Below are 22,603 nucleotides of genomic sequence, written 5' to 3'. Positions count from 1 at the left end.
TTGCCTCTTATCCACGAGCGGGTTCTGGTAAACTCGCTGACCAAGTTGTCCGAGGCTTATCCGGCAACTTACTCACCACCATGATGGGGATTTACGGATGAAACTGAAGAACACCTTAGGCGTTGTCATTGGCTCTCTGGTTGCCGCAACTTCGCTCGGCGCGCTGGCCCAAGGCCAAGGCGCAGTCGAGGTGGAGGCTTTCGGTAAGCGCTACTTCACCGACAGCTCTCGTGACCTGAGCAACGGCAACCTTTTCGGCGGCTCTGTTGGCTACTATCTGACCGACGACGTCGAACTGGCGCTGTCCTACGGCGAATTCCACGATATCCGCTCGGAAAATGATACTGGCAACAAAAACATCAAGGGCAGCCAAGCTGGCCTCGACGCCATCTATCATTTCGGTCAGCCGGGTGTAGGCCTGCGTCCTTACGTTTCTGCCGGTTTCGCTCATCAGAGCATCAGCAACGTCCCGCCGCGCACCGGTCGTGACCACAGCACCTTCGCCGATATCGGCGCTGGCGTTAAATACTACTTCACCGAAAACTTCTATGCCCGCGCTGGCCTGGATGGCATGTACAACATCGATGCCAACGAAGGCGAGTGGGCTGCTGGCGTAGGCGTCGGTGTGAACTTCGGTGGTTCCTCCACCAAGAAAACCGCTGTTGAGGCGGCTCCGGAGCCGGTTGCCGATGTCTGCTCCGACAGCGACAACGACGGCGTCTGCGACAACGTCGACAAGTGCCCGGATACTCCGGCCAACGTGACCGTCGATGCCGATGGTTGCCCGGCCGTTGCCGAAGTCGTTCGCGTCGAACTGGACGTGAAATTCGACTTCGACAAGTCCAAGGTCAAAGAAGAAAGCTACGGCGATATCAAAAACCTGGCTGACTTCATGAAGCAATACCCGCAAACCACCACCACTGTTGAAGGTCACACTGACTCCGTCGGTACTGATGCTTACAACCAGAAACTGTCCGAGCGTCGTGCCAACGCCGTTCGTGAAGTCCTGGTCAACCAGTATGGTGTAGAGCGTAACCGCGTTCAGTCCGTCGGCTACGGCGAGTCCCGCCCGGTTGCCGATAACGCCACCGATGCCGGCCGTGCCGTCAACCGTCGCGTTGAAGCTGAAGTGGAAGCCCAATCCAAATAATGGATTGAGTTGAAAAAGCCCGGCTTAGGCCGGGCTTTTTTTTGCTCATTTTTTGAGCTTTCATGGATGCTACACCTAACCATTCGCTTCGAAGGCGACTGGGATCGGGTGAACCCATTGGCTATACAAGCAGCGGGTCGCTCCACCTCACCATATCCGGTGACCTGCAGCAGGCAGAAATTTCGTTTGGTACTCGATAAATTCAAAAGGAAGCGCAAAAGCTTTTCCGGTTTGTCGATCGGTTACGTCTTATATGTGCCAACTAAACGAGTAGCATTCTCAAAACGAATCGCTATTCTCTGCCTCATATTAAGGACATCGAGATGTCTGTCGAACGCTACGAATTATCGCCCCTTGCTCAAGCGATTCTGTCGCTGAATCCCCTTCGCCGGCCTGCAACCGCGGCTTTGTTCACGCTTTCTCTTGGGCTTTCGCATTCGCTCAGCGCGGCCGAGTTGAATATCCCTTCCCAGGCGCTGGAGGGAGCCTTGAGGGAACTGGGGCAACAGTCCGGCTTGCAGATTCTCTATTCGCCAGAGGTGGTCCAGGGTAAACGTGCTCCAGCCGTCAACGGTGATCTGGAGCCGGAAACGGCATTGCGCCGTTTGTTGAATGGCACTGGCATCCGCTACCAAGTGGAGAATGGCACTGTCGTTCTCAGCGGAAAGGCCGGGACCGATTCAATGGAGCTCGGCGCCACCACGATCAACAGTTCGGCTTTGGGTCAAACCACCGAGGGGACCGGCTCCTACACGACCGGGGCAACCGGTACTGCTACCAAAATGCCCCTTTCGCTTCGCGAGACCCCTCAGTCGGTGAGCGTGATCACCCGCCAGTTGATGGACGACCAAAATCTCAAGACCCTGGATGAGGTGCTCAACTTCACGCCGGGGATCACCATCAACCACCGCGATAGCGAGCGCTATACCTTCTATTCCCGTGGATTCGCCATTCAGAATTATCAGTACGATGGCATCCCCTCCCAGATCGTCAACGAGTCCCAGCAGTACACAGGTAGCCTGCTCGACATGGCGCTTTACGACCGGGTCGAGGTGCTTCGGGGAGCGACGGGCCTCATGAGCGGTGCCGGCTATCCGTCGGCCACCATCAATCTCGTGCGCAAGCGCCCAACCGACGATTTCCAAAGTTACCTGTATACCGAGGCCGGTACCTGGGACCGCTATCGGGGCGAGGGTGATGTGTCCGGCCCGCTGAATGACAGCGGTACGATCCGCGGCCGTCTCGTCGGGGCTTACCAGGAGCAGAACTCGTTCGTCGACTACTACAAGCAGGACAAGCGAGTGCTCTACGGAGCGTTGGATTTCGATGTGACCGACGACACACTCCTGCGGCTCAGCCTCGATTACCAGAACAACAATTCGGACGGCGTGAGCTTCGGGCACATTCCGCTTTTCTACAGCGATGGCTCCCAGACTCACTTCCCGCGCTCGTTCAACCCGGCGACGCGTTGGAGTTACCTGGACAATACCCATTACAACTTCACCGGCCTGATCGAGCAGAAGCTTGCCCACGACTGGAGCCTGAAGGCCGCCTACAGCCATCAGTATTCCTATCGCGAAGGCACCACCGGCTCGGCGAGCGGCGGGAAACCCGATCCGGAAACCGGCGCAGGCGGCTTCATGTTCGTCAACCGGCTGGATAGCCATCAGTACCAGGATACGGTCGACGTCTATGCGACCGGGCCGTTCAGTCTGTTGGGCCGGGAGCATGAGTTGGTGGTGGGGGGCAGCACCTCGCGTACCCATCTCAACTTCCCGACCTATGAGCGGATGAATCCGGAGGTGCCGAACATTTTCGAATGGAACGGCGACCAGATCGGCAAGCCCCATTTTTCCAAGCTGGAAGACAATCTGTCCCTGCTGCGCCAATCCGGGGTTTATGTAGCGGCCAAACTCAAGCCCATCGATCCCTTGTCCATCATCCTCGGCAGCCGGGTGACCTGGTGGGATGAGCGCGACGAAAACAGCGACGCCTTCACCGGGGAAACCTTGGTGCTGGACAAGAACAAGAAGAGCGGCAAGATCATTCCTTATGCCGGCATTACCTACGATCTCAACGAGAACTACTCGGTATATGCCAGCTACACCAACATCTTCCTGCCGCAGATGTATTACAAGACCGCCAGCAACTCCTCGCTGGACCCGCTCGAGGGCGATAACTACGAGATCGGGGTAAAGGGCGAGTTCCTCGATGGCAAACTGAATGCCAGCGTGGCGCTGTTCGAGGTCAAGCAGGACAACCTGCCCCAGTACGTGGATGCCGATCCGGTCAGCGGGCGTGAAATCTACGAGGCTATCAGCGGTACCACGACCAAGGGGATAGAGACTGAGATTTCCGGCGAGGTGATGACCGATTGGAAAATCTTCGGCGGTTATACCTATCGTGAATCCAAGGACTCCGAGCATCGTCGGATCGAGACCAATCAGCCGATGAACCTGTTCAAGTTGGGGACTACCTACCGGCTGCCCGGCGATTTCAACCGGTTGACCATTGGCGGCAACGTCATCTGGCAGAGCGAGATGTACTACGAGCAGGAGTTCGATGGAAGGAACCGCAAGGCCACCCAGGATGACTATGCCGTGGTGGGGTTGCTGGCTAACTATGAAGTCGACAAGCACCTGACGGTGGGATTGAACGTCAACAATCTGTTCGACGAGAAATACTACGACGGTATCGGAACCTTCGGTTCCGGTTCGTATGGCGAGCCCCGCAACGCGGTAATCAATGCGAAGTGGCAGTTCTAAGACCCACGTCCGTTGAGAGAACGCCGACCTTGGTCGGCGTTTTTATTTCCGCCATGACGCCGGATCTAGTTCATTGGGGAAACAAGACCCACTTCTTTCAATGACTTAGACGCCTCCCTCGTTTTACGAAGCTTGGCCTGGATGCGCCTGCGCACGCGGGAGCAGACGATGGCGTAGCCCAGCCACGATCACCAGGGTTCCAATTGCCATCCCTGCGGCGTTGCCGTCAGACGCTCCGTCAGCTCCAGGTTTTCCAGTAGCGCATCGTCGTGCGACACCACGACCAGCGCGCCCTGATAGCTGCGCAGCATGGCCTCCAAGGCTTGGGTCGAGGGCAGGTCGAGGTGGTTACTCGGTTCGTCCAGCAACAGCAACTGTGCAGGAACATCGGCGTACAGCACGCAGGCCAGTGCCGCCTTCAGGCGTTCACCGCCACTGAGAGAGCCACTGGGAGCCAGGATTTTCTGTGCATCCAGGCCCAATTGCGCCAGTTGCATCCGCAGGATGTCTTTCCCGGCGCCGGCGTTGGCCTCGATCATCTGTTCGAGCACCGAACGTTGCGGATCGAGAGCGGCCAGATGCTGGTCGAGGTAGGCGCTTTTGACCGCCATCTCGCAGCGCCCGGCTAGCGGCTCGAGCACGCCCGCCAGCACTTTGAGCAAGGTGGACTTGCCGCAACCGTTGGGACCCAGCACGCCCAGGCGCTGCTGGCCGCTCAGGGTCAGGCTGATAGGGCGCGTACCCGACGCCCCGAACGGCAACTGCACGTCATCCAGTTCGGCCACACGACGCCGGGCAGCCTGAGCAACCGGCAATGGGTGCAGGGAAATCGGCACGTCCTCTTCCACTTGCCGGGCGGCCTCGCGCACCCGCTGGGTCAATTGCTCCCGCATGGCCGCCTGCTGCTGGCGTAGCTTGCCGCTGGAACTTTCGCTGCGCTCTTTCTGGCGATCCAGCAGGATCTTGGCCTGATTCGTTTCCCGGCGCTGACGATCGCCGCGTGCCTGCCGCCGTTCCTGTCGCTCCTGTCGTTCTCGTAGCGCCTGCTCTTCACGCTTGCGTTCATGCTTGCGTTGGTCGAGTTGCTGGAGGGCCTTCTGCCTTTCCTGGGCCTTGCTTTGTGCATAGAAGGCGTAATTGCCGCCATAGCTACGCAAGCCCTGCGACGAGAGCTCTAGAGTACGCGTCATTGTCTCCAGCAGTTGCCGGTCATGGCTGACCACCAGCAGGCCTCTGGGCCATCGTTGCAGCATCGCGATCAGTGCCTGGCGATTCTCACGGTCGAGGTGATTGCTGGGTTCATCGAGAATGAGGAAGTCGGCATCTGACAGCGTGGCGCCGATCAACGCGACGCGCATGGCTTCGCCGCCGCTGAGCGAACTTGCAGGGGTGGATGCATCGAGGTGGTCCAGGCCGTTGCACGCCAACTCGTGCTGGAGGCGCTGCCGAATGTCCCACTGATCGCCTACCGCGTCGAAGTCTGCGGGAGCCGTGCTGCCGGCCTCGATGAGCGCCAGGGCATCCAGCGTAGTCTGCACGCCGGCCAGCCCCGCGACGCTGCTGTCTTCCAGGCCGGACACTTGCTGCGACAGGTAATGCAGGCGGCCCGAATGGACGTAACGTCCGGTGGCAGGTTGCAACTCGCCGGCCAGGAGACGTGCCAGCACCGTTTTGCCAACGCCATTGCGTCCGACCAGTCCGGTATGCCGTTGATCGAACTGCTCGTTGAGATCGGTGAAAAGTGTTCTGCCATCGGGCAGAACATAGGACACGCCTTCCAGCGCCAAATAGGGATTCGTCATGCGTTATTCCAAGGATGCCAAGAACTCCCCCCTGCTTGTGGGGAGGGATGGAGACTGGCCGTCATCAGGACGGCGGCATCAATGGCGCACGGGACGAACACCTCGGATCGGTAAATGGCTTTTCAGTATAGGGAAAGCACCGGCTTGTTAAAAGCACGCCGCCTCTGACTCGCCGCCCTGCATGCAGCGCTGAGGAGCGGCGTTTTTCGGACATCGGTTGCCCGGACCAATCTGATTCGAATGGGCATGATGGTCCCAGAATCCTTTGACGGGAGCATCATGGCGCCCGCCCTTTGCAGCAATAGCCAGCATCATCGCGGGCGTTCGCCGGCGATTCCCGCACTCATCGCTATCCTATGCACCGTTCGATTTCACATCGTCGCGCGTGCAGTACCAGGGGTACTGTTCGGCGCCATTCACCGTGCAGGCATGTCGCCGGGAACGCAGTACATGGTCTGCGGCCGTCGTTGCGTGTTTCGCCGTTGCCCAGGGCGACAGCGGACGGAATGAAGGGCAGGCAAGCCAGGAAAGTCGCCGCGCCCAGCCACTGGCTCAGCCAACCTGGACGGGGAGAGCGGGTTCCGCAGGTAATTTTTCAATAATATAAGTGGCTGTTTTATCTAGGATTAAACCTTAATACTACCTAGCTTGGACGTCAGCCAACGCGCCATTTCGCCGCGGATGTCCTGGACATCGGCCAACAGGTCGGCCATGCGCATGAAGTCGTGGGTCAGTCCGTGATGGATGCGTACGACCACCTCATTGCCGGCGGCTTGCAGCCGCTCGGCATAAGCCAGCCCCTCGTCGTACAGGGGATCGTATTCCGCCAGGCTGACGAACGCGGGGGCCAATCCTTGTAGATCCTGTGTGAGCAAAGGCGAGACTCGCCAATCGAGGCGCCCAGCTTCTTCTTCCATATAGTGCCGATAGAACCACTCCAGGGTGTCGCTCTCCAGCAAGCGCCCCTCGCCATGCTGGGCATGGGACGCACGCCAGGTGCTGGCGTCGGTGACCGGGTAGAGCAAGAGCTGCGCACGCGGCTGCAGCGCCAGTTTGCCGGGGTGCTGCCGGGCATGGATGGCCAGCACCGTGGCCAGGCTCGCGCCCACGCTATCCCCGGCGAACGCGATCCGCTGGTTGTCCAGGCCCAGGCTCGACGCGTGCTCGGCCAGCCAGTTCGCGCTATCCAATGCATCGAAGACCGCGGTAGGGAAGCGCCACTCGGGAGCCAGGCGATAGTCGGCAGAAAAAACCGCGAAGTCTCCGGTGAGGGCCAGGCGCCGGCACAGGGCGTCGTGGGAATCGAGACTTCCGACCACGTAGCCGCCGCCGTGGAAGAACAGCAGCGCCGCCTGGGGGGACGTCGCCTCGGGCTTGCGGTAGAGGCGGGCGCGCAGCGGATAACCGTCACGCGCCGGATAGGCGAGATTCTCCACCTGCAGTGCGCGGGGCGGGTCGCTGTCGAACAACGGGGAGGTCTGCTCGAATTCGCTGCGCGCCCGCGCGACCGGCATTTCGTGCATGGGCTGGCTCTTGCCGCTGAGCCGGCTGAATTCGGCCAGTTCCAGGAAGGCTTCGATATCGGGATGAAGAGGCATTGGGAATCCTTGGTGTCAGGGGCGGCCTGCCCGGCCGCCCCATGGGTCATGCGAGCGTTAGATCCGCCGGCGCGATGCGTGCCTGGAGCTGCTGGAGCAGGCGTGGCTGGCCGAGGATGTCGAAGTGGGACGCTTCGATCACCTCGCCGCTGTGGCCGGCGAGGAAACGTTGTTCGAAGCCGCGGCGTATCGGATCGGTATCCGCCTGGGCCCACCAGCAATCGGGTGTGCGGCGTATTCTCGGCAGTTCTCCCAGGCCGCGGGAAAGCGTCTTCAGGCGGCAAGCCACCAGGAAGGTATGGGTCAGTTCCTCGGCGCCCAGCATGGCCTGCCCGGTTTCGCCGGGAGAGCCCAGATCGCCAAGGACGCGCGCGATCAACGCCTCCACCTCGGCGGCCTCGGGCTCGTCGCCCAAGGCGGAAGCATCCAGCCGAAGGTCATCCTGCATCAACACCACGCGGAGGAACTGCTGGAGCTCGGCGGGCCAATCGTCGGGCTCCGAGTCCCCCGCCGGCGAAGGCAGGAAGCTATCCACCAGCCCGACGAAGGCGACCTCTTGGCCCTGCTTTTCCAGTTCGGCCGCGACCAGGATCGCCAACGTGCCGCCCAGCGACCAACCCAGCAGGTGATAGGGACCGCGAGGCTGTTTTTGCCGAATGTACTGCGCATAGTCGATGGCCATGGTTTCCAGCCGGTCGTCGCGCCAGGCTCGATCGAGCAGCATGCGGCATTGCAGGCCGTACACGCCGCGTAGACCTTCCAGGCGTCGCGCCAGGGGCTCGTAATCGAACACCGTGCCGAAACCCGCATGCAGGCAGAACACCGGAGCGACGCCTTCGATCGGACGATTGAGCGGCAGCAGGGGATCGAGCCCAGCCGGGTTTTCATCATCTTGCGGACGATAGCCCGACAGTTCCGCGATGGTCGGCTTGGCCATCATCTCGCGCAATTTCAACTCCAGTCCCAATTCCGGCCGGGCGCGTACCCGCGAGATCACCTTCAGGGTGCGCAGCGAGTCGCCGCCCAGTTCGAAGAAATTGTCGGTCACACCGATCCGTTCGACGCCCAATACGTCTTGCCAGATGACGGCCAGCTGGCGCTCCAGTTCGTTGCGTGGCGCCACGAACTCCCGGCTGTGGAAACTCGGCATCGGCAGGGCGCGGCGATCGAGCTTGCCGTTGGGGCCGATGGGGAATGCAGGCAATACCAGGATCTGCACCGGCACCATGTAGTCGGGAAGCTCGGCTTGCAGTCGTTCCCGTAGCCTGTTGCCCAGTCCCTCGTCGTCGCCGGCCACCACATAACCCACCAGGCGCTTGTCGCCCTCGCTCTCGCGGGCGAGCACCAAGGCTTCGCGAACGTCGGCGAATGCGCGCAATCTAGCCTCGATTTCGCCGAGTTCTATGCGGAACCCTCTTATTTTCACCTGATGGTCGAGGCGGCCGAGGTAGTCGATCACGCCATCGGCGCGGCGCCGTACCAGGTCGCCGGTCCGATACATGCGCGCGCCCTTGGCGAAGGGGTCGGCGACGAAGCGCTCGGCGCTGAGCCCCGGGCGGTCGTGGTAGCCGCGCGCCAGGCCTTCGCCTCCGATGTAGAGTTCACCCGCCACGCCGTCGGGAAGCAGGTTCAGATCGGCATCCAGCACGTACAGCCGTCGCTGGCCCACCCGACGCCCGATGGGCGCATAGGCCGCCTCGCAGTGTTGTCCGGCCTCGACCTTCCACAGCATCGGAGTGACCACGGTCTCGGTGGGCCCATAGCCATTGGTCAGGCAGCGGGGACGCAGGGTGCGGGTGACCTGCTCGAAGGTGGCGTCGGCCACCGCGTCGCCGCCGAAGCAATAGATGTCCACCGGCGGCGGATTACCCTGGCTTTCGGCATAGTCGGCCAACTGCTGCAGATAGGCTGGCGGAAAGCAGGCGATGCTGATGGCATGCCGATGCAGCGCTTGCCAGGTTTGCTCCGGCGTCCACAAGCCATCGTCGCGAATCACCAGGCAGCCGCCGGCCAGCAGGGTCGAGAGCCAGCGCTCGTGGGCGCCGTCGAAGGCGAACGACATGAAATGCAACTCGCGGGTCCGCTCGTTCATTTCGTAAAGGCGGACGATGGCCTCGCAGTGCATGCGCAGGGGGCCCTGGGCGACGGCGACGCCCTTGGGCTGGCCGGTCGAACCCGAGGTGTAGATCAGGTAGGCGAGGTTTTCCGGCGCGGCGCGCGGCGCGGGACATTGGGCGCCGTAGTCGGCCAGGGAAAGGCGATCCAGCTCGGCCCTGGGCAAACCCTCCACCTGGGGCAACCGCGCTTCCAGGTCGCTCCGGGTCAGCAGCAGGCGCATGCGCGAATCGCGCATGATCCAGTGCAGGCGTTCGGCCGGGTAGTCGATATCCAGCGGCACGTAGGCGGCGCCGGCCTTGTGCACGGCGTAGAGCGCCACCACCAGTTCGACGGAACGTTCGAGCGCGACGCCGATGCGATCTTCCGGTCCCACGCCCTGGGCGATCAGGTAGTGCGCCAGCCGATTGGCCTGGTCCTCCAAGGCTTCGCGGTCGAGCTGACGGGAGCCACAGATCAGCACCGGTGCATGCGGGTCGCGGCCGGCATGCGCGCCGATCAGCTCGGCGAGCAGCCGCGGGTCTTCGTTTCGAGGCTCGAGGCGATTTTCGTCTTCCAGACGCTCGACCTCCGCAGCGGCGAGCATCTCCAGGCGGCCGAGGCTGTCCTGCGGACGTGCGAGGATTTGCTCGAGCAGGTGCTCGAAGCTGCGCAGGATCTGGGCGCATCCCTCGGCGCTGAATCGGTTGCGCAGGTAGAGGAATTCGATGCTCAGACGGTCGTCGAGATGGATCGCCAGGTCCATGGCGAAGTTGGTCACGTCGCGATTCTGGCTCTCGCCGAAGCGCAGGCCGTTGTCCGCCGATTCCCGCAGGCGTTGGTCGAGGGGATAGTTCTCGAATACCAGGATGCTGTCGAACAGGGGCTGTCCGCCCTGGCCGGACCAGCGCTGGATGTCCGCGAGCGCGGCGTGCTCGTGATCGCGCACGTGCAGGTTGAGGGTCTGCAACGCCTGCAGCCAGTCCGCCACCTTCATGTCCGCGCGGGGCGTCTGGATGATCGGCAAGGTGTTGATGAACAGCCCGAGCATGTCCTCGGCGCCTTCCAGACTCGCCGGACGGCCCGCCACGGTGGCGCCGAAACAGACGGTGGATTGTCCGGTATAGCGTTGCAACAACAGCAGCCAGGCCGCCTGGATCAAGGTGTTGGGTGTGACCCGCTGGCGGCGGGCGTTGTCCAGCAGGCGAGCGGTGCGCGCGGCGTCCCAGTCGAGGTAGAGCGCTTCGTGTCCGTCCAGGCCGCCCTGGGGCTGCGGATGAACGCAAGGCGCCAACTGGGTGGTGCCGGGGAGCGCCTGCAACTGATCCTTCCAGAAGCGCTCGAGGGCATCGGCCGGTTGTCCACGCAGCCAGGCGATGTAGTCGCGATAGTCGCTCGGCATGGGCGGAGGCGTATGCCCGGCGTAGAGGTGAAGGACTTCGCCGAGCAACCGCGACCGGCTCCAGCCATCCATGAGGATGTGGTGGCTGGTCCAGATCAACTGCCAGCGTCGTTCATCCAGGCGTACCAGGGTCACGCGCTGCAAAGGCGCGCGGTCGAGGGAAAAGCCTTTGGCGCAGTCCGCTTCCGCCAGTTCGGTCAGCGCCGCTTCCGGGTTCGCGCGGTCGCGCCAATCCAGCACCTCGAGCGGAACCTCCACCTGGCGCAACACGACCTGCAAGGGTTCCGGCCAGTCGTTGCGCGAAAGAAAGGCGCTGCGCAGGATGCCGTGTCGCTGGGTCGTCCGTTGCCAGGCCTGGCTGAACCGTTCTACGTCCAGGCCCTCCACGGTAACACTGGTCTGGTTGATGTAGAGGCCTTCGCGGTCATCCTCGAGGGAATGGAACAGCATCCCCTGTTGCATCGGCGAGAGCGGATAGATGTCCTCGATGGGCGCGTCGAACGGCGGCAGCGTATCCAGTCGCGTCTGATCGAGGCCGGACAGGCCGACGTCCGAAGGAGTCAGTGCCGCTTGCGGCCTTTGCAGGCAGTGCTCGACCAGGGCCTGTAGTTCCGCGCTGTAGTCGTCGGCCAACCGTTGGATGGTGGCGTCGTCGAACATTTCCCGACTGAAGCTCCAGCCCAGCACCAGTTCGCCGGCGTACACCTCGCCATTGATGCTCAGCCAATTGTCCAGTGGCGCATCCGGGTGGTGGCAAGCGCCGCTGGATTCGCGAGCGGGCAGGAAGAGCGCATCGTCGCTGAAGCTGCGATCGAATTGCCCGAGGTAGTTGAAGGTGATGCGTGGAACCGGCAGGGCATTCATCCGTGCTCGGGTGGCGGCATCGCCCAGGTAGCGGAGCGCGCCATAACCCAGGCCCTTGTCGGGGAGGTCGCGCAGTTGCTCCTTGATCCGCTTGATCGAGGTGCCCGGGTCCGGGTCCGCATCGAGCCGCACCGGATACAGGGCGGTGAGCCAGCCCAGGGTTCGGGTCAGGTCGGTACTGGGGAAAAGCTCTTCGCGACCGTGGCCCTCGAGCTGTACCAGCACCTGGGCGTCGCCCGTCCAGCGACAGATCGTCCGCGCCAGGGCGGTGAGCAGCAGGTCGTTCACCTGGGTGCGATAGGCGGCCGGCGCGTCCTGTAGCAGGCGGCGGGTCTGGTCAGCGTCCAGCCGGCTGTAGAGGGTGTGCGCCAGGCCGCGCAGTGCGCGGCCCTCGGCGCGATCCACGGGTAACCCGGCGGCCGCTTCCCCCAACAGATTTTCCCAGTGCAGGACTTCCCGTTGCCGCGCTTCGTCGCGGGCGAAGGTTTGCAACTGCGAGGCCCAGCCCCTGAACGCCGTGGTCTTCGCCGGGAGTCGTGCCGGCGCGTCCTGGGCGGCTGCCTGGTAGGCGCTTTGCAAGTCTTCGAGCAGGATGCGCCAGGACACCCCGTCCACCACCAAGTGGTGGAAGACCAGCAGCAGCCGCTGCTGGCCGTCCGCGAGCTCGACCAGCAGGGCCCTCAGCAGGGGGCCGTGCTCCAGTTCCAGGCTGCGCTGGGCTGCATCGCACAGCCGTTCGAGTTCGTCGCTGTCCGCCGCCGTGCGTTGCCAGAGCAGGCCCTCGGCGGCCTGCTCGAGCGGGGCATGCCAGGCGGTCCAGCCATCAGCCGCCGGGCTGAAGCGCAGTCGCAGGGCGTCGTGGTGAGCGAGGAGGGTGCGCAGGGCGCGTTCCAAGGCCTCGGGTTCGATGGCCTGGCGTGGTTGCAACAGCAACGCCTGGTTCCAGTGCTGGCGCTGGGGAATGTCGTTGGCGAAGAAAGCGTGCTGGATCGGTGTCAGCAGGCTCGGCCCGTCCACGGCGCCCTGCTCGATCTCGACATGCTCGGCACGCCGTGCGACCCGCGCCAGGGCCTGGATGGTCTGGTGCTGGAACAGGTCCCTTGGAGCCAGGCGGATGCCCAACTGGCGCGCACGGCTGACCACTTGAATCGAGATGATCGAATCGCCGCCCAGGCTGAAGAAGTTGTCGTCGGCGTTCACCCGCTCGAGCCCGAGGACCTCCTTCCAGAGTCCCGCCAAGTCCCGCTCCATCGGTGTCTGGGGTTCCAGCCCGGCTTGCCGCCCAGGCGACGCTTGGGGAAGTGGAAGCGCCTTGCGATCCAGCTTGCCGTTGGGCGACAGCGGCATTCGCTCGAGGATCTGCCACTGGGTCGGCACCATGTGTTCGGGCAGGCTTTCCGCCAGGTAAGTGCGCAGGGTGTCGATCAGGTCTTGCGCCGCGCACCGGGAATCGTGGGGCACCAGGTAGGCGGCCAACTGGCTGCTGCTGCCCAGCGTGATCGCCAGCACCGCGGCTTCGCGCAGGGCGGAGTGCTCCCGCAGGCGCGCCTCGATCTCGCCCAGTTCGATGCGCAACCCACGAATTTTCACTTGGTGATCCAGGCGGCCCAGGTATTCGATGACGCCGTCTTCGCGGTAGCGCGCCAGGTCGCCGGTGCGGTACAGGCGTTCGCCCGGGCGGAAGGGGTCGGCCACGAAACGCTCGGCGGTGAGCCCCGGGCGCCTGTGATAGCCGCGGGCGAGCCCGATGCCTCCTAGGTAGAGCTCGCCGGAGCAGCCGATGGGCACGGGCTCCAGGGCGGCATCGAGAATGTGGGTGCGCAGGTTGGCGATGGGCCGTCCGATCGGCACGCTGTCGCGACCCTCTTCCCGGCAGTGCCAGTGGGTCACGTCGATGGCCGCTTCGGTGGGGCCGTAGAGGTTGTAGAGCTGCGCCTGGGGCAGCCGTGAAAGCGCCAGCGCCTGGGTCTCCAGGGGCAGGGCCTCGCCGCTGCAAAGAATCCGTTTCAGCCCTTCGCAACGGTCCGCGCCCGGTTCATGGAGAAATGCCGAAAGCATCGAGGGGACGAAATGCAGGGTGGTCACCTGCTCACGCCGGATCGTGGCGATCAGACTGGCCGGGTCGCGGTGTTCGCCCGGCGCGGCGATCACCAGGCAGGCCCCGGTCATCAGCGGCCAGAAGAATTCCCACACGGAGACGTCGAAACTGAACGGGGTCTTCTGCAGGACCCGGTCCTCGGGCGCCAGCCCGTAGGCTTGTTGCATCCAGGCCAGGCGGTTGTACAGGGCGGCATGGTGGTTGCCGGCCCCCTTGGGCCGGCCGGTGGAGCCGGAGGTGTAGATCACGTAGGCGAGATGCTCCGCGCTCAGCGCGGGCTTTGGATTGGCGACGTCGGCGAAGGAGGGCTCCAGGCCGTCGCGATCGCTGTCCAGGCAGAGCGCATGGACGCCGCTCGGCAACGGCAGGCTTTCGAGCACCTCGGCTTGGCTCAGCAGCAAGCGGACCCCGCTGTCCTCCAGCATGTAGGCCAGGCGCTCGGCGGGGTAATCCGGGTCGAGCGGCACATAGGCGCCGCCGGCCTTGAGGATCGCCAGCAGGCCGACGACCATCTCCACCGAGCGTTGCATGGCGATGCCGACCAGGGTGTCCGGGCCGACGCCGTGGTGGATCAGCCGATGGGCGAGACGGTTGGCCCGTAGATTCAATTCGGCGTATTCGAGCCTGTTCCCGGCGAATCGCAAGGCGCAGGCGTGGGGCGTAGCCGCGGCCTGGCGCTCGAACAGCCGATGGACGAACACCGGATCGGGGAAGTCGCAGGCGGTGGCATTCCAGTCCTCGAGGATCTGGCGGCGTTCGGCGTCCGCCAGCATCGGCAGTGCGCAGATCGGCGTCGTCGGCGCCTGGATGGCCGCTCGCAGCAGGTTGCGCCAATGCTCGGCCATGCGCTCCATGAGGGGCGTTTCGAAGCGGTCGCCGGCGTAGATCAACGCGGCGCGGAACCGTTGGCCGTCGTCCTGGGTGCTCAGGGTGAGGTCGAACTGCGCCTGTTGTTCGCCGACGTCGAAGGGTTCGATCAGCAGGCCGTCGAGGTCGGCCACGGTACGCTTCGAAGGGGCGTCGTTCTGGTGGTTGAACAACACCTGGAACAGCGGGTGATGATCGAGGGAGCGCTCCGGCTGCAAGGCCTCGACCAGTCGCTCGAACGGGATGTCCTGGTTGGCCTGGGCATCCAGGGCGGCTTCGCGCGTGCTGGCCAGCAGGTCGCTGAAGCGGGTGCCCGGCGCGAACAGCGCCTTCGTCACCTGGGTATTGACGAAGAAACCGATCAGGCCCTGGGTTTCGGCGCGATTGCGGTTCGCCACGGGAACGCCGATGCGCACGTCGGCCTGCCCGGAATAACGGTGCAACAGGGCCTGGAACGACGCCAGCAACAGCATGAACGGGGTCAGCCCCTGTTCTTGGGCGAAACGCCGCAGGCGCTGGCTCAGGTCGGCATCGAGCGGGATGTCGATGCGCCCGGCCGGTGTCACGGCGGCGGCTCGGCGCGTGCCGGTCATGGGCAGGCGCAGCACCGGCTGTTCCTCGCCCAGGTACTCTTTCCAGTAGGCCAGTTGGCGCTCGCCTTCGCCGGCGTCCATCCACTGGCGTTGCCAGGCGGCATAGTCGGCGTACTGGATCGGCAGGGCGTCCAATTCCGACGCCAGCCCCTGATGGGCGCGTCGGTAGCCGTGCAGCAGCTCTTCGACCAGCAGCGCGGACGACCAGCCGTCCGACACGATGTGGTGCAGGGTGAGCAGCAACAGATGGTCGTCCGCCGCCAGGCGCAGCAGGCGCACCCGCAGCAGCGGCCCTTGGTGCAGATCGAAGGGCCGCTGGAACTCCGCTTCGACCACATCCTTCAGCCGGTGGCCATCGACCTCCGCGGAGACCTCTTCCACGGCGAGCTCGAAGGGGCGGGCGGGGTCGACGACCTGAACGGGGTCGCCCTGGGTCTGCACGAAGCGGGTGCGGAACACCGCGTGACGGGCGATCAGGGCGGTGACGCTCTGCTGCAACGCGGCCACATCCAAGTGCCCGCGCAGGCGTAGGGCCGACGGGATGTGATAGGCGGCGCCATCCGGGTCCAATTGCCAGAGCACCCACTGCCGCTGCTGGGCGTAGGACAGCGGCAAGGGCTCGCCCGCGAGCACCGGTTGGATCGGCAAGCGCGCGACGTCCACGCCTTTTTGCCGGAGCAGGCGGAACAGGGTCTTGCGTTGTTCGCCGGACAGGCCGCGAAGGCGGGCGCCGATTTCGGTGAGCTGGCGCTCGCTGTGCTCAGACATGGGTTTCCTCCAGTTCGGCAAAGGCATCCAGGATCAGGTCCAGGTCGTTTTCCGCCGGGCGCTGGGCGAGATGCGCTTCCAGCCAGTCGGCGAGACGGTCGAGGGCGCCGCGCACATAGAACTCCTTGACCGGGATGTCCACGCCCAGGCTGTCGCGGATGCGGGCGATGACGGCGATCAGTTGCAGGGAGTGGCCGCCCAGCTCGAAGAAGTTGTCGGTGGCACCGATGCCCTGGACGTCCAGGGCCTCCTCCCAGATCGCCGCCAGCCGCCGCTGCATCTCGCTGGCAGGCGCGACGTACCGGCGCGGACGGTTCAGCGCGGGGGCTGGTAGGGCCTTGCGGTCCAGCTTGCCGTTACTGGTCAGGGGAAGCGCCGCCAGCAGGATCAGGTGGGCGGGCACCATGTAGTCCGGCAACTGTTCGAGCAGGTGGGCGCGCAGCCTTTCGTACAGGGCATCGCGCGCTTCCTCGTCGGCACCGAGCAGCGCCGCATCGCGGGGGACCAGGTAGCCGGCCAGTTGGTCGGTACCATCGACTGCGAGGGTTACCACCCGGGCTTCGCGTAAGGCCTCGTGGGCCTGGAGGCGGGCCTCGATTTCGCCGAGCTCGATGCGGAAGCCGCGGATCTTCACCTGTTGATCGTTGCGTCCGACGTATTCGAATTCGCCATCGGCGCGGCAGCGGGCGAGGTCGCCGGTGCGGTACAGGCGTTGGCCGGGCGTTTCGGCGAAGGGCGAGGGGATGAAACGTTCGGCCGTCAGGCCCGGGCGTCTCAGGTAGCCACGGGCGAGGCCCGCGCCGGCGACGTACAACTCCCCGAAACATCCGGGCGGCACGGGTTGCAGGCTGTCGTCCAGCAGGTACCACCCGAGGTCGGGAATGGCGTGGCCGATGGGGCTGCGCACGCCCGATGACAGGTCGGTCGCCCGCAACGGACGGTAGGTGACGTGCACGGTGGTTTCGGTGATGCCGTACATGTTGATCAGGTGCGGCGTGCGGTCGCCGAAGCGGGCGAACCAGGGGGCCAGCATTTCCAGTTCCAGTGCCTCGCCGCCGAACACGACGAAGCGCAGGGCCAATTGCGAGGGGCTGTCGGGCGACTCGCAGAGTACCCGGGCCAGGGGCCGGAAGGCCGAAGGGGTCTGGTTGAGCACCGTGACCCCTTCCTCGCGCAGCAGGCGCGCGAACTGGTCGGGTGCCCGACTGACCGCGTAGGGCACTATCACCAAGCGTCCGCCATGCAGCAGCGCGCCGAAGATTTCCCATACGGAAAAGTCGAAGGCGAAGGAGTGAAACAGCGTCCAGACGTCGCGCTCGTCGAAGCCGAACCAGGCATCGGTGGCTTCGAACAGCCGCGTCACGTTGCCATGGGTCATCTGCGCGCCTTTCGGCCGTCCGGTGGACCCGGACGTGTAGATGACATAGGCCAGCGCGTCCGGCGCAACCGGCTCGTCGCCGAGGTTGGCATCGCTGCACGCCGCGAGGTCAGGGTCGGCGTCCAGGCACAGCGAGGAAACCCTCGCCGGCATGGGCGGCAAGTGTTCCAGCAGGTCGCGCCGGGTCAGCACCAGCTCCAGCCCGCTGTCCTCGATCATGTACTCGAGGCGCTCGACCGGGTAGTCCGGGTCCAGCGGGACGTAAGCGGCGCCGGTCTTGAGCACCGCCAGCAGGGCGACGATGAGCTCTGCCGAACGGCCGAGGGCGACGCCGACCAGGCTCTCGGGGCCGACGCCGCGCTCGCCCAGGCGCCGTGCCAGCCGATTGGCCATCCGGTTCACTTGGTCGTAGCTCAGGTGCCGGTCGCCATCGCTCACGGCGATGGCCTGAGGGGCGCGTACCGCCTGGCGTTCGAAGCGGCGGTGCAGGTAATCCGCCGAGGCGTGGGGCGCCGGCTGGGGGTTCCATTGCCGCAGGAGGGCCTGGCTTTCCGTCGCGCTCAGCAGCGGCAGCCGATCGAGGCGTTCGCTCGGCTTGGCCACCAACGCGCGCAACAGGGTTTGCCAGTGGCCGGCCATGCGCTCGATGGTGGAGGCGTCGAACAGTTCGCTGGCGTAGCTGAAGCTGGCGGCCAGCGCGTTACCTTCCTCGAAGGTACTGAGCATCAGGTCGAACTTGGCGCCGGGATTCTCGGCCTCCAGGGCCGAGATTTGCAGGCCGGGAAGGTTCAGGGGCGCGCTCGGCCCCTGTCCCGAGCGGTGGTTGTACATCACCTGGAACAGCGGCGTGTGGCCGAGCTGGCGGTCCGGCTGCAAGGCTTCCACCAGCCGCTCGAAGGGCAGGTCCTGGTGGGCCTGGGCCGCCAGGGCGTCCTGCTTGACCCCTTGCAGGAAACGATCGAAGGCGCAGTCGGGCTGGATTTCGCTGCCCAGCACCAGGGTATTCACGAACAACCCGATCAGGCCCTCGACTTCCAGGCGGTTGCGATTGGCGCTGGGCACCCCGACGCGAATGTCCGTCTGCCCGCTGTAGCGATGCAGGAGGATCTGCAGGCTGGCCAGCAGCAGGGTGAACAGCGTGGTGTCCTGCTCCTGGGCGAGGCGGCGCAAGTCGGCGGCCAGCGCAGGCGGCAGTTCCAGGTTGAAGGAGCGGCCGGAGTGGGTGCGCTGGGCATGGCGCGGGTGATCGGTGGGCAGTTCGAGCGGGTCGTGTGCCTGCCCGAGGCGGGTCCGCCAGTAGTCCAGCTGGCGTTGCAGTTCGCCGCTCTCCATCCAGCGCCGTTGCCAGACCGCGTAGTCGGCATATTGCAGGGCCCGTTCGGGCAGCGCGGGCGCCTGGCCCCGGACGTCGGCGGCGTAGAGCCGGGTCAGTTCGTCGACCATCACCGGCACCGACCAGCCGTCGAAACAGATGTGATGCAGCACCGCGACCAGGGCGTGATCATCCGCGCCCAGGCACACCAGCACGAGGCGCATCGGTGGCTCCCGCTCAAGGTCGAACGGGCGCGAGGCTTCCTCTTCGATCAGCGCCTGCAGCGAGGCGTTCTCGGCCAGGTCGCGGCGTTGCAGGGGCGGTACCCAGGCGTCGACCGCCTCGATCTGCTGGAACACATCGCCCTGGCGTTCGAGATAACGGGTGCGAAGGATTTCATGGCGCGCGACCAGGGCGGCGAAACTGCGCTGCAGGGCGTCCACGTCCAGGGTGCCACGCAGGCGCAATGCCAGGGGAATGCTATAGGAGGGGCTCTGCGGGTCGAGCTTCCAGAGAAACCATTGGCGCATTTGCGCGTAGGACAGCGGCAAGGGGCGATCGCGCGGGACCCGCTCCAACGGTGGCGTCTCGTCTTCCCGCGCGGCTGCCGCCAGGGCGGCGAAATCTTCCAGGCGCGGTTGCTCGAACAGGCTGCGCAGCGGCAGGTCCCAGCCAAGGCGCTGGCGTATGCGGCTGATCACCTGGGTGGCGAGCAGGGAATGGCCGCCCAGTTCGAAGAAGTGATCGTCCAGCCCCACCTGCTCCAGGCCGAGCACGTCCTGCCAGATGGCCGCCAGTTGCCGCTGCGGCTCCGTCTGCGCGGCGCGGTAGGCGGGCTGCATGTCGCCGGCTTCGGGAAGCGGCAGTGCCTTGCGGTCGATCTTGCCGTTGGGGGAGAGGGGCAGGCGGCGCATCACCATGAGATGGGTGGGCAGCATGTAGTCCGGGAGCTGTTGGCGCAGCCGCGTCTTCACCGCTTCGCGCCAGGCCGGTAGCGCGGGCTCGTCGCTGGCCAGGCGCTCGTCGTGGGGGGCCAGGTAGGCCGCCAGTTGCAGCCCGCCGGGGCTGTCGATGGCGGTCACCAGCGCTTCGCGGATTTGCGGGTTTTCCAGCAGCCGCGCTTCGATTTCCCCCAGTTCGATGCGGAAGCCGCGGATCTTCACCTGGTGGTCGATCCGCCCGGCGTATTCGATCAAGCCGCCGTCGCGGTAGCGTGCCAGGTCGCCGGTCCGGTACAGGCGACTGCCGGGCGCGCCGAACGGGTCGGGGATGAAGCGTTCGGCGGTCAGGCCGGGGCGCTTGAAGTAACCGCGGGCCAGCAAGTCGCCGCCGATCAGCAGCTCGCCAACCACGCCGATGGGTTGGGGCTGCATCCCCTGGTCGAGGATGTGGATGGAACGTGCGGGGAGCACATGGCCGATGGGCATTTGCAGCGGAATGCGCTGGGTGCCGTTCACGTAGGCCGTACAGTCGTGGCTGGTCACGGTGACCGTGGCTTCGGTCGGCCCGTAGGTGTTCAACAGGCGCACGCCGCCCAGCCCTGCCTGACGCCAGAGGCCCAGACCCTCGGGCGGCATCGCCTCGCCGCCGGCATGGAATTGGCGCAGTCGCCCATAGGGGCGGGGCCCGGCGCTGGCGAAGTCCCGCGCCAGCATGAACCAGTAGGCGGTGGTCACGTCGACGACGCTGATGCCTTGCTCGATCAGGGTCGCGTAGAAGGTCTCGCTGTCCCAGAGCTCCGGGCCGCGCAGTACCACCGACGCGCCGCATATCAACGCCGGATAGAGCTGCTCGACGAAGCCGTCGAAGTTGAAGGTGGAAAATTGCAGGATGCGGTCGTCCCCCGTGAGGCCGAAGAACTCCAGGGATACCCAGGCGTGGCGGGTCAAGGCCTGGTGGGCGATGCCGACCCCTTTGGGGCGGCCGGTGGAGCCCGAGGTGAACATCACGTAGGCCAGGTTCTGCGGGCCCACCGCGGAGCGCGGATTCTCCGCCGGATAGGCATCCAGTTCCGTGGCGTCCGCCGACACGCACAGGCAGTCGAGGCCTTCCGGAAGCGACAGGCTGGGCAGCAAATGGGGCTGGGTCAGCAGCAGGTGCATGCCGCTGTCCTCGATCATGCCGCGCAGGCGCTCGCCCGGGTAGTCGGGATCGAGCGGCACGTAGGCGCCGCCGGCCTTCAACACGGCGAGCAGCGCGATGACCATTTCCAGCGAGCGTTCCACGGCGATGCCGATCACCGCGTCGGGACCCACGCCGCGGGCCTGCAACGCGTGGGCCAGGCGGTTGGCGCGAGCGTTCAGTTCGGCATAGCTCAGGTGTCGGTCGCCGAGAAGCAGGGCCGTCGCCTGTGGCTGGTGGGCCACCTGCGCCTCGAATAGCCGGTGAACGCAAAGCTCGCCCTGGCCCGGGAAAGCGTCGCGGCGGGCGTTCCAACCCTGCACCAGGGTGCGCTGCTCCTGGTCATCCAGAAGCGGCAGCTCGTCGATGCGGGCCTCGGGGTGATCCAGCATGGCCTGCAGCAAATTGGTCCAGTGGCGACCGAGGCGCTCGATGGTCGCCGGCTCGAACAACGCGGCGTTGTATTCCAGCTGCGCGGCGATTCCTGCCGGCGTCGAGGCCACGTCCAGGGACAGGTCGAACTTGGCCTGGGTCAGCTCGCCTTCCTGCACGCGCAGGCTCAGGCCAGGCAAGTCGAGCGCCGGTCCGCCGCTGGCGTCCACCTGCCAATTGAACAGCGTCTGGAACAGCGGCATATCCTGGGCGGAACGGTCCACGTCGAATCCTTCGAGCAGGCGTTCGAAGGGCACGTCGGCATGCTCCAGGGCGGCCAGGGATTCGCGGCGCAGGCGCGCCAGCAGTTCGCTCACGCGCAGGGCCGGGTACAGCCGCGCGCGGTAGAGCTGGGTGCTCATGAAGCAGCCCACCAGCCCCTGGGTTTCCGGCAGGTCGCGATTGGCGTAGGGCACGCCGACGGCGAACTCGTCCTGGCCGCTGTAGCGATGCAGCAAGAGCTGCCAGGCCGCGAGCAGGATCACGAAAGCGGTGCTGCCCTGGGCGGCGGCCGCCCGCTGGATGGCGGCGCTCTGTCGGGCATCCAGGGTGAAGGCCGAATACCCGGCGGGGCGTTCGCCATCCAGTGCGCGGGGATGATCGGCGGGCAGCTCCAGCGGGGGCAGGTGCTGGCCCAGGTAATCCTGCCAGTAGGCGAGCGAGGCGGCCTGTCGTCCGTCCTGGTCGCGCTCCCAGCGGGCATAGTCGGCGTACTGGATCGGCAGCGGCGGCAGCGCGGCCTCGGGATGGATTCCGGTAGCGAGGCGATAGGCCTCGGCGAGGTCGGCCAGCAGCAGCGGGTTGGACCAGGCATCCGACACAATGTGGTGCAGGGTGATCACCAGCGCATGCTTTTCCGGCTCCAGGTGGAACAGCCGCGCGCGCAGCTGCCCGGGGCGGGTGAGGTCGAAGGGGCGTTCGCACTCCTCGCGCAGGGCTTCGGCCAGGCGCGCCTCGCGCTGCTCGGCGGGCAGGTTGCACAGGTCGATGCGCGACAGCTCGAAGCGGGTTTCGAAAATCCGTTGCTCCGGCCCGGCCTCGCCCTCGACGAACGCGGTGCGTAGGATGGCATGGCGGTCGATTACCTTGCGCAGGGCGGCGGCGAGGCTTTCGGCCTCCAGCCGGCCATCGATCCGCAGCAGCCGTGGCAGGTTGTAGGACGCATCCTCGGGATCGTAGCGCTGCAGGAACCACAAACGTTGCTGGGCATGGGAGAGCGGGGCGGAGGTTTCCGCCGGCCGTGGCGGGATGCGCTGCACCGCCAGGGCTTCGTCGGCGGCCAGCAAGGCCAGCAGGTCGTCGTCGCTGATGTCGCTCGTTTGATTCATGTCCACTACTCGCAAGGAACGGGGGCGCCGA

Annotated in this window: 6 protein-coding genes; 2 read left to right on the top strand and 4 right to left on the bottom strand. The window is 65.2% G+C overall.

The window, feature by feature from the left end:
- Positions 1-97: 97 nt before the first annotated feature.
- Positions 98-1,150, top strand: coding sequence for an OmpA family protein (locus tag OGL92_RS02595; RefSeq protein ID WP_263139977.1), 1,053 nt, complete (start codon positions 98-100; stop codon positions 1,148-1,150).
- Between the two features lie 323 nt (positions 1,151-1,473).
- Complete coding sequence (locus OGL92_RS02590; RefSeq protein ID WP_263139975.1) at positions 1,474-3,915, top strand: TonB-dependent siderophore receptor; 2,442 nt, start codon at positions 1,474-1,476, stop codon at positions 3,913-3,915.
- A gap of 188 nt (positions 3,916-4,103) precedes the next feature.
- Here OGL92_RS02590 and OGL92_RS02585 read toward each other — a convergent pair whose 3' ends face one another.
- From OGL92_RS02585 to OGL92_RS02570, 4 genes are all read right to left on the bottom strand, one after another.
- Complete coding sequence (locus OGL92_RS02585; protein ID WP_263139973.1) at positions 4,104-5,717, bottom strand: ABC-F family ATP-binding cassette domain-containing protein; 1,614 nt, start codon at positions 5,715-5,717, stop codon at positions 4,104-4,106.
- Between the two features lie 626 nt (positions 5,718-6,343).
- The gene (locus tag OGL92_RS02580; protein ID WP_263139971.1) at positions 6,344-7,315 is read right to left on the bottom strand and encodes an alpha/beta hydrolase; all 972 of its coding nucleotides are present in this window, start codon (positions 7,313-7,315) and stop codon (positions 6,344-6,346) included.
- Between the two features lie 46 nt (positions 7,316-7,361).
- Positions 7,362-16,001 carry a non-ribosomal peptide synthetase gene (locus OGL92_RS02575; protein WP_263139967.1) on the bottom strand — a complete coding sequence of 2,880 codons (8,640 nt, stop codon included), beginning with the start codon at positions 15,999-16,001 and terminating at the stop codon, positions 7,362-7,364.
- Positions 15,994-22,572 carry a non-ribosomal peptide synthetase gene (locus tag OGL92_RS02570; RefSeq protein WP_263139965.1) on the bottom strand — a complete coding sequence of 2,193 codons (6,579 nt, stop codon included), beginning with the start codon at positions 22,570-22,572 and terminating at the stop codon, positions 15,994-15,996. The genes OGL92_RS02575 and OGL92_RS02570 overlap by 8 nt, the downstream gene beginning before the upstream one ends.
- Positions 22,573-22,603: the final 31 nt, after the last annotated feature.

It is taken from the genome of Pseudomonas sp. RIT-PI-AD, assembly GCF_025642785.1.
GTDB lineage: Bacteria > Pseudomonadota > Gammaproteobacteria > Pseudomonadales > Pseudomonadaceae > Pseudomonas_T.
The sequence above is the reverse complement of the archived record's forward strand: the minus strand, read 5'-3'. Positions and strand labels throughout refer to the sequence as shown.

Excerpts from the sequence above, each read along its gene's own strand:
- OGL92_RS02595 (WP_263139977.1), top strand. The coding sequence starts at position 98 with ATGAAACTGAAGAACACCTTAGGCGTTGTCATTGGCTCTCTGGTTGCC.
- OGL92_RS02590 (WP_263139975.1), top strand. The coding sequence starts at position 1,474 with ATGTCTGTCGAACGCTACGAATTATCGCCCCTTGCTCAAGCGATTCTG.
- OGL92_RS02585 (WP_263139973.1), bottom strand. The coding sequence starts at position 5,717 with ATGACGAATCCCTATTTGGCGCTGGAAGGCGTGTCCTATGTTCTGCCC.
- OGL92_RS02580 (WP_263139971.1), bottom strand. The coding sequence starts at position 7,315 with ATGCCTCTTCATCCCGATATCGAAGCCTTCCTGGAACTGGCCGAATTC.
- OGL92_RS02575 (WP_263139967.1), bottom strand. The coding sequence starts at position 16,001 with ATGTCTGAGCACAGCGAGCGCCAGCTCACCGAAATCGGCGCCCGCCTT.
- OGL92_RS02570 (WP_263139965.1), bottom strand. The coding sequence starts at position 22,572 with ATGAATCAAACGAGCGACATCAGCGACGACGACCTGCTGGCCTTGCTG.